Source organism: Deferrivibrio essentukiensis (assembly GCF_020480685.1).
GTDB classification, from domain to species: Bacteria; Chrysiogenota; Deferribacteres; order Deferribacterales; family Deferrivibrionaceae; genus Deferrivibrio; species Deferrivibrio essentukiensis.
In genome coordinates this window covers 68,100-83,955 of record NZ_JAJAFU010000004.1, presented here as the reverse complement: position 1 = coordinate 83,955, position 15,856 = coordinate 68,100, and the positions used below count along the sequence as shown (strand labels likewise).

Genomic DNA, 15,856 nt, shown 5'->3' with positions numbered 1-15,856 from the left:
TGTTTCACGTGAAACATTACTTCCCAATACAAAATTTGGAAAAAATATTATCTAACAACTCATCTGTATATTTTTGACCAGTGATTTCAGTTATTTTATCAAGACAATAATGCAAATCTATAGAAATTAAGTCCAATCTTTCAATATCAAAATTACTAGACAGGGCAAAAAGAATATCGTAAACCTCTTGAAAAGTGCTGAAATGACGCTCTGTAATTAAAAAGGTTTGATTAATTTTATCAAAATCCACGCCCAAAGCACTCTTATAAATAATATCCTGTAAAGCCTTAATACCTTCTTTAGTTTTAGAAGAAACATATACATCACAATTATAATCCAATACTTTATCTTTGTCCGACTTATTACCTACTACAATAATTTTTTTATCATTTACAAGTTCAAGCAATCTATAATCTTCGTCAGAAAGTTTTGAAGAAACGTCAAAGACCAGCAAAACAATATCCGCATCCTTAACCCGCTCAAAACTTTTTTCAATACCAAAAGCTTCAATACTTGAATCAGCAGTCCTAATACCTGCAGTATCAATAAATTTCACAGGCAGATCACCTATCATTATCATCCCTTCTATATAATCGCGTGTAGTGCCCGGGATATCAGATACTATTGCTCTATTTTCATTAAGCAATACATTCAATAGAGATGATTTTCCAACATTCGGCTTCCCTATAATTGAGACTGAAATACCTGACTTAAGATACTTGACTTTATTGAAATTATCTAATAATACAAGTAAGTTATCCAAAATAGAACTAAGCTTCTCTTTACAAAATAATATCTGCTCTTCATCGATATCCTCGTCAGGAAAATCCACAAAAACCTCAACAACTGAGAGAATATCAAGGAGATTATCTTTAAAACCAATTAAATCTTCCCTTAAGTTACCCTTAAGCTGCTCAAATGACCGCATTACCGCAAACTCACTTTTAGAGGATATCAACTCATTGACTGCTTCAGCCTGGGATAAATCAATCTTTCCATTTAAAAAAGCTCTCTTTGTAAATTCTCCCGGCTCTGCAAACCTAAAGCCAAGTTTTTTAAATTCGGAGAAAGCCATAGAAACTATCTTAGGATTGCCATGGAAAGATATCTCTATTACATCTTCACCTGTATAAGAATTTGGTGCTTTAAAATAATAAACCAAAACATCATCTATAGGATTATTATTGTATAAAAAATCCAAATGATAGACTTTTCTGTGCTCAAAATCCTTGAAACATTCTCCGGACTTTTTTCTAAGCAAAGTATATACATCAGTGGCAGTAGGCCCTGATACTCTTACTACAATTACTGCACTGTTTACAACCGGAGTAATCGGCGCAAATATCGTGTCCATTTAATATTGATGAGTTCTTGTCTTAAATGATTTTAATGTGTTAAACATCAACATAGCTATTGTCATAGGGCCAACACCACCGGGTACAGGGGTAATATAGCTGCACTTGTCAAAAACATCAGAATAGTTAACATCACCAACCAACTTACCATCCACTCTGTTAATTCCAACATCAATTACAACAGCACCATCCTTGACAAAATCTGCCGTTACAAACTGAGGAATACCTACTGCAGCAACTATAATATCAGCATTCTTACATATTGAGGCAATATCTTTTGTCCTTGAGTGACAAATAGTTACAGTGGCATTCCCCCTTAGTAAAAGGGAAGCCATCGGTTTTCCTACAATATTACTCCTTCCTATAACTACTGCGTTTTTACCGGACAATTCAATACCATATTCCTCAAATATTTTCATAACACCATACGGAGTACACGGAAAGAGAGTGTCTTCTCCAATATTTAGCAAACCAACATTAAAAGGATGGAAACCATCTACATCCTTTTTTGGGTCTATCGAATAAAGAACTTCCTTCTCATCAATCTGTTCAGGCAAAGGAAGCTGAACAAGAATACCGTCAATACCATCATTTTTATTTAATTCATCAATAAGATTCAATAACTCATCAGTAGTTGTGCTTTGACTCAATCTATACACAGATGAATTAAACCCAGCCTCAAGGCAAGCTTTTTCCTTCATATTAACATAAACTTGGCTTGCGGGATCTTCACCAACCAAAACTACTGCAAGGCCAGGTTTTCTACCAACTTTTCTACTTACTTCAGCCACTTCTTCAGCTATCTTACCTCTTATTTTAAGACCTAATGCCTTGCCATCAATAATGGTAGTCATCTAATCCTCCTTTACAACAGCTATAGAGATAATTTTATCTTCCCCTGTATTCATAAGCTTCACACCTTGAGTATCTCTTCCTAAAACAGGTATCTCAGATACACTTATTCTAATAATTTTACCACTTTTTACAATGAGCATTATATCATCTTCCATCTTTACCTGTCTTGCCCCTACAACAGGACCTGTTTTCTCGGTAATTTTCGCAAGTTTGAGACCTTTACCGCCTCTATTTTGAATTCTATAATCTGTCACAAGAGAACATTTACCAAAACCATTAGAAGTAACTGTAAGTATAAAAGGATGACCCGAAATAACTTCCATAGATACAACTCTATCATCTCTTGACAGACTAATCCCTTTTACTCCTACAGCATTTCTTCCCATAGGTCTAACATCTTTAGATGAAAATTGGAGTGTTTTACCCTTCTTTGTCGCAAGAATAATATTATCTTCATCAGAAGTTAACTCTGAACCGATAATTTCATCACCTTCTTTCAATTTAATAGCAATCATGCCGCTGCGACCGCTTTTAAACTGCTCAATATCAACCTTTTTAACTGTTCCATATTTTGTACACATGAATATACATTTATCTTTTGTGCTTTCATTAACAGATATTGCCGAAGCAATATACTCATCAGACTCTAAACTTAGAAGGTTAGCAATATGCCTACCCCTTGTCCCCGGAGCAGATTCAGGTAGCTCATAAGTTTTTAAAAAATGAATTCTACCTTTGTTAGTAAAAAACAATAATTTAGAATGGTTTGTACTTAAAATGAGCTTTTGGACAAAATCATCCCCTTTGCTAAGGGTCGCACTTTTACCTTTGCCACCCCTTCTTTGAGAAGTAAACGAAGATAGGAGTGTTCTCTTTATATAGCCATTATGTGTGATTGTAACAACAGTTTCACTGTCAGGGATAAGGTCTTCAATAAGTAGCTCTTCAGTGTCAGCTTCAATGACAGTCCTTCTTTCATCACCATATTTATCTTTTATTTCAATCAATTCCTCTCTAATAATTCCCATCAATACTTTATTACTTGATAAGATACTTTTGTAGTATTCAATATTTTTTAGAGTATTTTTGTACTCTTCCAATAACTTATCTATCTCAAGCCCTGTTAATTTTTGCAATCTCATTTCAAGGATAGCCTGAGCCTGCACATCACTAAAACTAAATCTGTTCATCAAATTCAATTTAGCGCTGGCAGTATCATTGGAAGATTTTATTATTTTAATAACTTCATCTATATTCTCAACTGCAATCTTCAAACCTTCTAATATATGGAGTCTTTCTTCTGCCTTTTTTAATAAGTACTGCGTCCTTCTTGTAACTACAACAACTCTATGATTTAAAAATTCCTCAAGAATTTTAAAGAGTGAAAGGGTCTGTGGTTTACCATCCACAAGGGCAACCATATTAAAGCCAAATGATGTTTCAAGCTGAGTAAACTTATACAGCTGATTTAAAATAACATCGGGTAATTCACCCCGCCTAACCTCAATAACTACCCTTATTCCATCTCTGTCAGACTCATCACGCAAGTCAGTAATACCCACTATCTTTTTATCTCTAACCAACTCGGCAATTTTCTCAATCAGCGTAGCTTTATTTACAAGATATGGAATTTGAGTAATAATAATTTGCTGTTTGCCGTTTTTAAATTCTTCTATTTCAGCTTTAGCCCTTACCTTGATACTTCCTCTGCCCGTAAGATATGCATTTCTAATGTCACTAATCCCCATAATAATACCGGCGGTAGGAAAGTCAGGACCTTTAACTATCTTAAAAATATCTTCATGAGAATAATCTGGATTATCAATAATATAAACAAGAGCATCAATTATTTCACGTAAATTATGTGGTGGGATATTTGTTGCCATCCCAACAGCAATACCACTTGTCCCGTTAATTATAAGGTTAGGAATTTTTGTAGGTAAGACTACAGGCTCAACCATTGAATTATCATAGTTGGGAATAAAATCTACTGTTTCTTTATCAATATCAGCAAGCATCTCTTCGGCGATTTTAGACATTCTTATTTCTGTATATCTCATTGCCGCCGCTGAGTCACCGTCCACAGAACCAAAATTACCCTGACCATCGATTAATTGGTATCTCATAGAAAAGTCTTGAGCCAATCTTACAACTGTATCGTAAACAGCAGCATCACCATGAGGGTGAAATTTACCTATTACATCCCCAACAATTCTTGCAGACTTTTTAAATGGTTTATTATGAGCCACCCCCATTTCATGCATTGCATACAACACTCTTCTATGGACAGGCTTTAGCCCGTCCCTAACATCAGGCAAAGCTCTACCAACGATTACGCTCATAGCATAATCGAGATAACTTCCCTTTATAGAATCTTCTACACTTATATCAATAATACCCTTATTCTTTTCCATTTATACCTCTATTAAATATCTATATTCTTAGCATTTAATGCATTGGTTTCGATAAATTCCCTTCTGGGTGCAACCACATCCCCCATAAGTAGAGAAAAAAGTTCATCCGCTTCTTCAGCATCATTTATAGTGATTCTATACAAAGTCCTTCTTTCAGGGTCCACAGTCGTTTCCCATAACTGTTCAGGATTCATCTCACCAAGACCCTTATATCTTTGTATATTCAAACCTTTTTTAGCTCTATTCTCAATATAACTTACTAAATCCTGGAGCTTTTCAAAAACAATATCTTCGTTATCTATGGTAACTTTTATATTGTCTATGCCAATCTCTTTTGCAAATTTAGACAGCCTCTGCAACTCCTTAAACTCAGGACTTCCAATAAAGTCAGTATTTATAATAAACATCCCCTTATCATGCTCAAGAATAATATTATATCTTCCATATTCAGGGTTAAAATCTATATAAGCCTTTTTATAAACATCTAAAAGCCCCTTATCTCTCAAAATATTAAACATATTTTCAACAAACACTCTATCGTTAAGGGATTGTGGCTTTAAATCTTCATACAAAGAAAGCTCATACAAAATATCCTTTGGCATATCCCTTTTAGAAAAAACATCAATAAGTTCAAAAAACTTCATAAGATTTTTAAAAACTTCATTATACCTATGCTGTGACAGATTTTTTATCTCTACACCATCAAGTCCTAACTCAAGAAGAAAATCCTGCATTTCATGCTCGTCATTGATATATCTTTCTGATTTACCTTTCTTAACTTTGTAAAGAGGAGGCCTTGCGACATATAAATATCCTCTCTCTATTATCTCTCTCATATATCTAAAGAAAAAGGTCATAAGAAGTGTCGAAATATGAGCACCATCCACATCAGCATCTGTCATAATAATAATCTTATGATATCTTAACTTTTCAATATTAAAATCATCTTTTCCAATTCCTGTTCCAAGAGCAGTAATAATATTTTTTATCTCATTATTTGATAATAATTTATCAAATCTTGCCTTTTCAACATTCAGTATCTTACCTTTCAGTGGCAAAATTGCCTGAAATCTTCTGTCCCTACATTGTTTTGCTGAGCCACCCGCTGAATCACCCTCAACAATAAATAACTCAGACTTTGAAGGGTCTTTTTCCTGACAATCCGCAAGTTTTCCAGGCAAAGTTGAAACCTCAAGAGCACTCTTTCTCCTTGTTATCTCTTTAGCTTTTCTCGCAGCTTCTCTTGCGCGATATGCCTGAACAGCTTTATCCAAAATCTTTTTTACAATATGTGGGTTTTCTTCAAGAAAATCTGGCAAATTACTGTTCATTATAGTTTCTACAGCTACCCGTGCTTGAGAAGAACCAAGCTTACCTTTCGTCTGTCCTTCAAAAACGGGCTCATTCATTCTAACCGATATTATTACAGATAACCCCTCTCTTAAATCATCACCAGTTAAATTTATCTTTTCTTTCAATAAGCCATGCCTATTTATAAAAGAGTTAAATATCTTTGTGTAAGAAGCCTTAAAACCCGCCTCATGAGTACCACCTTCAACAGTATGAATATTATTTACAAATGAATAAATATTTTCGTTATAGGTATCATTATAAGTAAAAACTATTTCTACCATAATATTCTCATGAGTGCCGTTTATATATATAGGCTCTTCAATTAAAAGTGCCTTTGCTCTATTTAAATACTTTAAGTAACTTATTATACCGCCTTCTGCAAAGTATTCATTCTTCTTCCCTTGAGATTCATCCGCAATAGATATCCTTATCCCACTATTTAAAAAGGCGAGCTCCCTCATTCTCTTAGAAAGTATCTCAAAAGAAAATTCTGTAGTTTCAAATATTTCAGGGTCAGGCTTAAAAGTTACTTTTGTACCTGTCTTGCTTGTAGTACCAATCTTTTTAAACTCCTCAACAGGCACACCTCTTTCGTATCTCTGAAAATAAACTCCTCCATCCCTTTTTACAGTGACTTCAAGATATTCCGAAAGCGCATTAACAACGCTTACTCCTACACCATGAAGTCCTCCTGAGGCATAATAAGCACCTGAATTAAATTTACCCCCTGCATGAAGGGTAGTCATAACCACCTCAACAGTAGGCTTTTTGGCAACAGGATGCTCACCAACAGGAATCCCCCTACCATTATCCTCAATAGTTACACTGCCATCAATATGCAAAATAACTTTAATTTCGTCACAATACCCTGCAGAAGCTTCATCTATTGAATTATCAACGACCTCATATACAAGATGATGAAGCCCTCTCTGGTCAACTGAACCGATATACATACCGGGTCTTTGTCTAACAGGTTCAAGACCTTCCAAAACCTTAATACTTTCTTCATTATAATCTTTTCTATTTTCAGTCATATATCTCCCTATAAAGTTATATTATTTGCATTTTTAAAGTACCTATTTTCAACGCCGGTAATTATTAACTGATATTTTTCAAAAATAGATTTAAATACACCAATTCTTTCACTATCAAGACCAACCTCAAAGTCATCTAAAACTAGGATTATACCACTTTTTCCAAAATCTTCAATAGATAATAAAATAGATGCAAGGGTAATAAGGGAAAAAGTCTTTCGTTGGCCAAAAGAGGCGAAATCCTCATATATTTTACCGTTTAAGGAAAAGTATATTTTATCAAGATGGCAGCCGGATAATATTTTACCGGCAAATAATTCTTTTTTAAAAATATTTTTATCGGGAATGTTTTGTTTTATCAAAATTTCAAACGTCTCATTTTTAAAGACATTCTTAAATTCTTGAGATAATTTTTTATTTAAAAATTTAACTTCTTTTACCCTAAAATCAGTAATATTTAAACTCAAAGACAAAAGCTCTTCATTTACTATATCTAAATACTCTTTATCAATTTTATCTGATTCGAGAATATTCTTTTTTATCTCAAGCAGTTTATTGTATTTTTTTAATATACTTAAAAAATAAAAATTTTTATAAAAAACAACTCTATCAATAAAGCTTCGTCTATCTTTTTGATTTTTTGAAAGGATACCTTCATTCTCAGGTGAATAAGTAAATAAAAGTTTGTCTTTTATATAATTATCAAAAGCTTCTTTATTGTCATTAAGATAAAGCTCTTTTTTTTTACCGTATTTTAACTTTGTATCGATAATATTATTTTCCTCATCGATTAATTTGGCATTTAAATAAAAAAAATCTGAGTTAAATGATATAATTTTTCTAAAGTTATGTTGTCTAAAGCTCTTCAATGTGAGAATAACTGAAATTGCTTCGGCAAGACTTGTTTTACCTGTACCGTTATTGCCAGAAACATAATTAATTTTGTCAAACGTAAAAATATTATCTTTATGATTTCTAAAGTTAACTAATCTTAGTTTCTTAATTAACATTAAAATTGTTCAATCGTAAGAGGTACTACTAAATACTTATACCAATTATCTTGTGGTACAATAAGTGCAGGACTTTTTCTGCCATTCATTTTTAGTTCGACAAAATCTGTATCTACAGCACTTAAAATTTCTATTAATTGCTTTGAGTTGAAGATGATGTCTAAATCTTCACCTGAAAATTCAAGATTTTCAATAAAATCATGACCTAAACCGTATTCTGTTTCAAGGCTGTATACTGACAATTTACCATTACTGAAAGATAAAACTACACCATGAGTTATTTCACTTGTAATTGAGGAGACTCTCTTTAGAACGTCTATAAATTCATTTTTTGGAAGCTTAGCTGTTGTAGGATATTCGGCATTAAAAAGTGAAGCAATACTTTTAATATATTTTTCTATCAACTTAGAATAAATTTGTGTTTTCCCAATTTTAAAAACTATCTGTTTCTTATCTGTTTCTATTGTAACAGTTTCATTACCATCGATAATTTTAATTACTTCAATTATTGTCCTTTTTGGTATATTTATTAAAAATTCGTCGGAGAATTCTTCTTCAAATTCTGTATGTGCTATTGCTATTCTCTGATAATCTGCAGCTGCAGCTTCTAATTTATTGCCATACGCTTTGAAGTGGCAACCACTGTATTCTATTTTTGAAGTATCATTAGATATACAAAAATATACTTTTTTTAATATTGCCTGTAATTTTTCGCTTGGTATTTCAATAAAATATTCAGGAACAATTTCACCTATAGTTGGAAATAATTCTGGATTTAACGTTGATAAATTAAATGAGGATTTACCACTTTTGATTTTAAGTTTATGTCCATCAAAACTGATATCTATGACTGCAGAGTTTGGTAACTCCTTAACTATATCAAGCAGCTTTTTGCAAGGGACCGTTGTTATACCTGTGTTTTCTATAACAGCATCTATTTCTGCTGTGTAGGCTGTATGAATGTTAGATGCTTTTATAGTTAGTTTGTCACCTTCTGCTTCTAGAAGAATATTTTGTAAAATAGAATTTATGTTTTTAGTACTTGTAAAGTTTATTGCATGGTTGAGTACATTTTGAAGTTCGTCTTTTACAATTTTAAGTTTCATCATTTCCTCCGTTGGAGATTATTAGTATTCTTTTATAAAAAGATAACAGTAGTAATAATAGAGTATGTTTATAATGTTGACAAGTGAATTTTTCAATATTTTATAATGAGTTTCAAATAAATATCTATGTGTAAAACTTGTTTTTTTTAACAACATTTTATAACAAAATAAGGGAGAAAAAATTATACTTTAAATAATCAACATTTTACAAACAAAAGTCTGAAAAATAAATTATTGATATTATTGGTTAAAAATTATTTATAAATAAGTTTGTTGATATTTGTTATAATTGTTTTTAGTTCTTGATCTTTTTTCATTTTTGATTCGATTTGTGATATTGAATGAAGAACAGTAGAATGATCTCTGCCACCAAGAAGCTCACCAACCTCTTGCAATGAGATATTTAACTTATCTCTTAAGATGTACATTGCAATTTGTCTTGGTAGTGAAATACTTTTTGTTCTCTTTTTGGACTTTAATTCGGAAATCTTAACATTAAAATAGCTACATACAGCATCAAGAACCGATTCAGGATTTACAGGCTTATCCTTTTTAATTAAAAATCTGTCTAAACATTTTTTAGCAAAATCTATACTAAGAGGTTCGCTGTTAAAGGAAGCATAAGCACTAAGCCTTATTAAAGCACCTATCAGCTCTCTTACATTATCCCCTTTTAGATTTTCTGCTAAAAATAACGCAATTTCATCGGATAAATTTATACCCATTATCTCAGCACGCTTTAATAAAATAGCAGTTTTTTCTTCAACATTTGGGGGCTGAATATCAGCAATCAAACCCCATGCAAATCTGCTGGTGAGTCTTTCTTCCATTTCAGGTATTTCATCAGGAGTCTTGTCACTTGTGATGACTATCTGTTTTTGTTCATCATAAAGTGTATTGAAAGTGTAAAAAAATTCTTCCGTGCTTCTTGTTTTACCTGCTAAAAATTGGACATCGTCAAACAGTAATACATCGATATTTCGATACTTTTCCCTAAAGCTGTCCATAGATTTAGACTTTAATGAATATATCATTTCGTTGGTGAAACTCTCGCTACTAATGTAAAGTATCTTAAGTTTTGGAAATGACTTGATCAGCTTATTTCCTATTGCGTGCATTATGTGTGTCTTTCCAAGCCCTACACCACCATATATAAAAAGGGGATTGTACGTATGAAAATACCCTTCAGCCACTGCAGACGCAGCTGAGAATGCAAACTGATTTGAACTGCCAACTACAAAGTTTTCAAAATTATATTGTTTGTTTAGATTGGTAGTAAATTTTGGTATATTGATATCTTTATTTACATATACAGGGACGTTTTTTTCAACATTTTCAACTTTATGGTCGGATATTTCTATAGCAATATCCGCATCTATTGTTAACTCTTCGGTAAAAATTTTTTTTAAGACGTTAAGATATTTGTCCTCAACCCAATTTTTATAGAATTTGTTAGGAGCAATTATTGTTACAAGATCACCCCTTAATTCTTTTATTGATAATGGTTTAAGCCATGTTTCAACAATTTGGTCACTTAAATGTTTACCGGCATATTTTAATACTTCTTCCCAAATTCTATTTTCAGCCATTTACCATCGCCTCATAACCATGCCTATAAAGTTCATTGAGGATTTCCTGAATATGTTCTCTTCCCTTCGTTTCAATATCAAAGACAACCTTGGTAAAATTAACAGGCAGATTTATATCAAATCTGTAATGTTTAATGTCTAACACATTTGCGCCACATTTTGCAATAATATCTGTTGCTGCAGACAATGAGCCTGGAGTGTCCTTTAATATTATTGATATTTGTGCAAAACGCCCAGTTGTGACAAGCCCTTTGTTAATAACCCTTGAGATTAGATTAACGTCAATGTTTCCACCTGATACAACAAGTGCACTCGTTTTCCCTTTTACATCAATTTTGTTGGCAAGGACAGCAGCAAGCGGTACCGCACCTGCGCCTTCCACAACAAGTTTTGATTTTTCTATATATTGCAAAATAGCAAAGGCTATTTCATTCTCACTAACAGTAACTATTTCATCCACATACTTACTGCAAATTCCATATGTCAAATCGCCTACTTTTTTTACAGCAATCCCCTCAGCAATAGTTGCTGAGCTTGAAAGGGTAACCAAGCTCTTCCTTAAAAAAGAGTAATACATCCCTGCTGCATTTTCAGATTGAACACCAATTATCTTTATGTCAGGCCTTACCTCTTTTACATAAGAAGCTATACCGGCAATTAATCCACCGCCTCCGATAGGTATAATAATTTGATCTATATCAATATCTTCATCCAATATTTCAAGACCTATTGTCCCTTGGCCTGCTATAACATCCATATCATTAAAAGGGTGGATAAAGTAAAAATGTTTTTGTTTTGATAAATTTAGAGCATAAGAATAAGCTTCGTCATAATTGTTTCCGTGTAATATGACTTCTGCGCCATAACTTTTTGTATTTTCCACTTTCACAAGAGGGGTTTGCTTTGGCATAACAATAGTAGCTTTAATTCCAAAAAGGCTTGAGCCAAATGCAACGCCTTGAGCATGATTACCCGCTGATGCGGCAACAACACCGTTTTTGCATTTATCCATATTGTTAATTATTGAGCTTAATGCACCTCTAATTTTAAAAGAGCCTGTTCTTTGAAGATTTTCAAGTTTAAAATAAATATCACCTTCAAATATTTCAGAAAAATAGTTTGAATAGTAAAGAGGCAGCTGTTTTATATATTTTGCTATAAGTTTTTTTGCATTTTTGATTTCTTCTTTCAATTTTATCCTCTAGTAGTTTATATGGAAGAAAATTTAGAATAACAAAAAATTTCAGGTAATCAACTGTTTTTTTATGATTGAATTATTTGAAAATATAAATAATCTACGAATAACAAATTCTGAGAGGTTATCATGAATGACAGATTATCAAATGTGTCCCCATTTATTGTTATGGATATTATAAAAAGGACAACAGAGCTTGAAAACGTAATTCATTTTGAAGTAGGCCAACCTGACTTGCCGCCAACAGAAAAAGTGAAGAGCGCTCTAATGGAAATATCAAACTCTCTTTCTTTCCCTTACACGGAGAGTCTTGGTATTGCTCCTTTAAGAGAAAAGATAGCAGAATTTTACAAGAAGTATTACAATCTTGATATTCCAATAAATAGGATTTTAGTTACTCCAGGGACTTCAGGGGCGTTTTTGATAGCTTATGCCATTACTTTGAATAGCGGTGAAAAGATTGCACTCAGTGACCCGTCATACCCATGTTACAAAAACTTTTCATACATGTTAGATATAGTGCCTGAGTTTATACCGGTAGATTCCTCAACCAACTATGAGATGAGGGTAGAGCATATCAAAGAGCTTAAAGATATAAAAACAGTGCAGATATCTTCCCCTTCAAACCCTATCGGAAATATTTATGGAAACCAGGCATTAAAAGAGCTTGTGGAATATTGTGACAACAAGGGGATTAATTTTATTTCCGATGAAATTTATCATGGGCTTACTTATACTGGCGAAAGGGTTTCTTCTGCCCTTGAATTTTCAGATAATGTCATTGTGATTAATGGTTTCTCAAAATATTTTTGTATGCCGGGTATTAGGCTTGGGTGGATGATTATGCCCGATAATTTGGTCAGAAAGGCTGAAATATTGATGCAAAATCTGTTTATATCCGCAAGTAGTGTGAGTCAGCAAATAGGGCTCTATGCGTTTGATTACGAACACTTAGAAAGATGTCGCGACATGTTCAAAGAAAGGAGAGATTTTTTATACAAAGAGTTATCGGAGATTTTTAAGGTTGATGTTGTCCCGGAAGGTGCATTTTATATTTGGGTGGATGTTTCTAAATACACGGATAATTCATTTGAGTTTGCAAAGGAGCTGCTTGAAAATATTCAGGTAGCCGTTACTCCAGGGGTAGATTTCGGGAAATATAATACTCATAAATATTTAAGATTTGCTTATACAAGGAATATAGATCATATGAAAGAAGGTATTGAAAGAATTAAGAGTTATTTGAAAAGCAAAAAATAAATTATAAGGAATTTTAAATTGAGCACTTCTGAAAAAAAAATGTTTATAATGCTTATGCTGTTGACTATTGCATCATTTACCGGTTTGCAGGGGTGGATGACGCTTTTTAATAATTTTGCAGTGGAAAAGGCAAACTTTGATGGCTTCAATATGGGCTTTACCCAATCTATTAGGGAGATACCTGGTTTTTTAGCCCTTTTGGTAGTTTATATTTTAATTTTAATAAGGGAGGATAGGCTTGCCGTTTTATCAATTTTTACATTAGGAGTAGGCATCTTCTTAACAGGTTTCTTCCCGAGTTTTTTGGGGATTGTTTTTACAACCCTTATTATGTCATTTGGTTTTCACTATTATGAAACGGTTAATCAATCTTTGACATTGCAGTATTTTGAAAAATCTAAATCACCTCTTGTCTTTGGTCGATTAAGGTCGATAGCTGCCGTTACAAGTATATTGACAGGTATTGTGGTGTATTTTTTGACAAAATATTTTGATTATAAAACATCTTATATGATTTTAGGCAGCTTTGTCATGTTTATTGCATTTGTTACATTTTTTATGGACCCCACGGATAAGAGTAAACCTGTCCAAACAAAGAAAATGATTTTAAGAAAAAAGTATTGGCTCTTTTACTTGCTGACATTTTTGGCCGGTGCGAGAAGACAGATATTTACAGCATTTTCGGTTTTTTTGTTGGTAAAAAAATTTGAGTTTTCAATACAGAGCGTAGCGTTACTATTTTTTGTTAATAACTTTATTAACTTTCTCATAAGCCCTTTAATAGGCAAAGCGGTTAACACGTTTGGAGAGAGGAAAGTCCTTTCCCTTGAATATTTCAGTCTTATATTCATATTTTTGACTTATGCATTCACTCCAAATAAATATGTAGCTGCCTTTGTGTATATACTTGATCACGTATTTTTTAACTTTTCTATGGCTATAAAAACGTTTTTTCAGAAAATAGCCGAAGAAAAAGACATTGCATCAAGTATGGCGGTCGGCTTCACTATTAATCATATTGCAGCAGTAGTTTTACCTGTGTTAGGCGGAATGCTTTGGCTTATTAATTATAAAATACCTTTTATAGCAGGGGCATTTTTAAGTTTTACATCCCTACTTGCTGTCCAATTTATCAAGAGGTATGAAAATTTATGATAATTTCAATCGGGAATATATCACTTGGAGGCACAGGGAAAACCCCTTTTGTAATCTTGATTGGAAAATATTTTCTTGAGAAAGGGGAACGGGTTTGTGTATTATCAAGAGGTTATAAAGGTAAGCTTAAATATGATACAAATATTATTTCAGACGGCAATAGGTTTTATTTTACCCCTCCAATGGCAGCTGACGAGCCATATCTCATTGCTAAAAATCTAAAAAATGCTGTGATTATAACGGGGAAAGACAGGAATAAAGGGTATATTCTGGCTAAAGAAAAGTTTGCTTGCAATACATTTATCCTTGATGACGGTTATCAGCATAGAAAAATGCAAAGGGATGTAGACATTTTACTTTTAGACTATCAAAATTCTGTCTCAACGGGGCTTATATTCCCTTTTGGATATTTGAGGGAGTTTCCATCTTCTATCAAAAGGGCAGACATAATTGTTTTTACTAAAACAAATGGTGGCAAAACGATTCCTGAAAAGGTCAAGGGGTATGTTAAGGGGAAACCGATATTTTTCTCTGACTACAGATTTACTTCTATCGTCAGTAAAAGTGAAGAAATACCTCTAAAACATATAAATGGTGAGAAGGTATTGACATTTAGTGGTATTGCAAAAAACAAGCACTTCTTTCATATGCTAAAAAGTGTAGGTGCAGATATAGAAAATACATTCTCTTTTCGAGACCATCATGTTTACACAGAAAAAGAATTGCTTAGCATACTTGAAAGCGCAAAAGAAAAAGATGTAAAATATATTATTACTACCGAAAAAGATTATGTAAAAATACCGGATAATTTAAAAGAACAGTTTTACTATGCTAAGATAGAGATTGTGTTAAACGATAAAAAGAAATTTTTTGAGGCTATTGAAAATACATATAAAAAAAAGCGGCCCTGATGGCCGCCTTGTTTTACATTTCTAATGAAAATTCCTTTGTATCAAACCAGAATCCGTCTTTTTTTATAAAGTTTAATTCTGCTTCAATGATATTATAGTGTTTGGATTCGACATCTGCCAATTTTTCAAAAAATTCTTTTACTTTAGGATCTGTCGTATTTGCTGATTCCTTCTTGTAAAATTCCATAGCTTTTTTCTCATGCTCAAGGGCAATCTTCAAAGCTTCTTCATCACCTAACTCACCTTTGTCTACAGGCTGTAAGCTTGCATCGTTGACATTAGGCATAAATTTGGAAAGTCTCCCCTTAGGGACTTCAACTGATTCAATCGGCTGTCCGGCTAAAATTTTATCTTTAAAATTTTCGATAAGTTCCATGTGATCAATTTCATCAGCCGCCAGCTGAATAAACATATCCTTTCCAACGCCTACTTTGGTCTGCTTAGCGTATTTTAAATAGCTCCTTAATCCTTCTTTTTCTGCTTCATAAGCAAGTTTTAATGCTTCCAGTAATCTTTCAGCCATAGTATCCCCCTTATTTTGAATTGTTATCAATTATAACTTTTTTTTAGAAATTTACAATACATATTGAAATAAAATTGTTAATAAACTAAATAAATG

At 32.8% G+C, this 15,856-nt stretch carries 12 protein-coding genes; 3 read left to right on the top strand and 9 right to left on the bottom strand.

Going from position 1 to position 15,856, the window contains the following annotated elements:
- Nucleotides 1-16 precede the first annotated feature (16 nt).
- From mnmE to ilvA, 8 genes are all read right to left on the bottom strand, one after another.
- Entirely contained in the window at nucleotides 17-1,354 is a 1,338-nt protein-coding gene (mnmE, locus tag LF845_RS03420; protein ID WP_242819598.1) for a tRNA uridine-5-carboxymethylaminomethyl(34) synthesis GTPase MnmE, read from the bottom strand.
- Nucleotides 1,355-2,209, bottom strand: a complete 855-nt coding sequence (gene folD / locus LF845_RS03415) for a bifunctional methylenetetrahydrofolate dehydrogenase/methenyltetrahydrofolate cyclohydrolase FolD (RefSeq protein ID WP_242819597.1) — start codon at nucleotides 2,207-2,209, stop codon at nucleotides 1,355-1,357. It abuts the gene before it with no gap.
- Nucleotides 2,210-4,624: a DNA gyrase subunit A gene (gene gyrA / locus LF845_RS03410; RefSeq protein WP_242819596.1), complete on the bottom strand. Its 2,415-nt coding sequence runs from the start codon at nucleotides 4,622-4,624 to the stop codon at nucleotides 2,210-2,212.
- Between the two features lie 11 nt (nucleotides 4,625-4,635).
- Nucleotides 4,636-7,011 carry a DNA topoisomerase (ATP-hydrolyzing) subunit B gene (gyrB, locus tag LF845_RS03405; protein WP_242819595.1) on the bottom strand — a complete coding sequence of 792 codons (2,376 nt, stop codon included), beginning with the start codon at nucleotides 7,009-7,011 and terminating at the stop codon, nucleotides 4,636-4,638.
- Between the two features lie 8 nt (nucleotides 7,012-7,019).
- Nucleotides 7,020-8,021 (bottom strand): DNA replication/repair protein RecF, encoded by a 1,002-nt coding sequence (gene recF, locus LF845_RS03400; protein WP_242819594.1) that lies wholly within the window; start codon nucleotides 8,019-8,021, stop codon nucleotides 7,020-7,022.
- Nucleotides 8,021-9,127, bottom strand: coding sequence for a DNA polymerase III subunit beta (gene dnaN, locus LF845_RS03395; RefSeq protein WP_242819593.1), 1,107 nt, complete (start codon nucleotides 9,125-9,127; stop codon nucleotides 8,021-8,023). The genes recF and dnaN overlap by 1 nt, the downstream gene beginning before the upstream one ends.
- 254 nt (nucleotides 9,128-9,381) lie before the next feature.
- Nucleotides 9,382-10,716 carry a chromosomal replication initiator protein DnaA gene (dnaA, locus tag LF845_RS03390; RefSeq protein ID WP_242819592.1) on the bottom strand — a complete coding sequence of 445 codons (1,335 nt, stop codon included), beginning with the start codon at nucleotides 10,714-10,716 and terminating at the stop codon, nucleotides 9,382-9,384.
- Nucleotides 10,709-11,908: a threonine ammonia-lyase gene (gene ilvA / locus LF845_RS03385; protein ID WP_242819591.1), complete on the bottom strand. Its 1,200-nt coding sequence runs from the start codon at nucleotides 11,906-11,908 to the stop codon at nucleotides 10,709-10,711. The genes dnaA and ilvA overlap by 8 nt, the downstream gene beginning before the upstream one ends.
- A gap of 132 nt (nucleotides 11,909-12,040) precedes the next feature.
- On the opposite strand from ilvA, the gene LF845_RS03380 reads away from it, so the two are divergent.
- From LF845_RS03380 to lpxK, 3 genes are read left to right on the top strand one after another with little or no spacing between them, the layout of a single operon-like run.
- The gene (locus LF845_RS03380) at nucleotides 12,041-13,171 is read left to right on the top strand and encodes a pyridoxal phosphate-dependent aminotransferase (protein ID WP_242819590.1); all 1,131 of its coding nucleotides are present in this window, start codon (nucleotides 12,041-12,043) and stop codon (nucleotides 13,169-13,171) included.
- A 39-nt stretch (nucleotides 13,172-13,210) separates the two neighbouring features.
- Nucleotides 13,211-14,326, top strand: a complete 1,116-nt coding sequence (locus LF845_RS03375) for an MFS transporter (protein WP_242819589.1) — start codon at nucleotides 13,211-13,213, stop codon at nucleotides 14,324-14,326.
- Nucleotides 14,323-15,237 carry a tetraacyldisaccharide 4'-kinase gene (gene lpxK / locus LF845_RS03370; RefSeq protein WP_242819588.1) on the top strand — a complete coding sequence of 305 codons (915 nt, stop codon included), beginning with the start codon at nucleotides 14,323-14,325 and terminating at the stop codon, nucleotides 15,235-15,237. The genes LF845_RS03375 and lpxK overlap by 4 nt, the downstream gene beginning before the upstream one ends.
- 13 nt (nucleotides 15,238-15,250) lie before the next feature.
- Here lpxK and LF845_RS03365 read toward each other — a convergent pair whose 3' ends face one another.
- The gene (locus LF845_RS03365) at nucleotides 15,251-15,760 is read right to left on the bottom strand and encodes a ferritin family protein (protein WP_242819587.1); all 510 of its coding nucleotides are present in this window, start codon (nucleotides 15,758-15,760) and stop codon (nucleotides 15,251-15,253) included.
- Between the last annotated feature and the right edge of the window lie 96 nt (nucleotides 15,761-15,856).

Coding starts and splice junctions, on each gene's coding strand:
- mnmE (WP_242819598.1), bottom strand. CDS start 1,354: ATGGACACGATATTTGCGCCGATTACTCCGGTTGTAAACAGTGCAGTA.
- folD (WP_242819597.1), bottom strand. CDS start 2,209: ATGACTACCATTATTGATGGCAAGGCATTAGGTCTTAAAATAAGAGGT.
- gyrA (WP_242819596.1), bottom strand. CDS start 4,624: ATGGAAAAGAATAAGGGTATTATTGATATAAGTGTAGAAGATTCTATA.
- gyrB (WP_242819595.1), bottom strand. CDS start 7,011: ATGACTGAAAATAGAAAAGATTATAATGAAGAAAGTATTAAGGTTTTG.
- recF (WP_242819594.1), bottom strand. CDS start 8,021: ATGTTAATTAAGAAACTAAGATTAGTTAACTTTAGAAATCATAAAGAT.
- dnaN (WP_242819593.1), bottom strand. CDS start 9,127: ATGAAACTTAAAATTGTAAAAGACGAACTTCAAAATGTACTCAACCAT.
- dnaA (WP_242819592.1), bottom strand. CDS start 10,716: ATGGCTGAAAATAGAATTTGGGAAGAAGTATTAAAATATGCCGGTAAA.
- LF845_RS03380 (WP_242819590.1), top strand. CDS start 12,041: ATGAATGACAGATTATCAAATGTGTCCCCATTTATTGTTATGGATATT.
- LF845_RS03375 (WP_242819589.1), top strand. CDS start 13,211: ATGTTTATAATGCTTATGCTGTTGACTATTGCATCATTTACCGGTTTG.
- lpxK (WP_242819588.1), top strand. CDS start 14,323: ATGATAATTTCAATCGGGAATATATCACTTGGAGGCACAGGGAAAACC.
- LF845_RS03365 (WP_242819587.1), bottom strand. CDS start 15,760: ATGGCTGAAAGATTACTGGAAGCATTAAAACTTGCTTATGAAGCAGAA.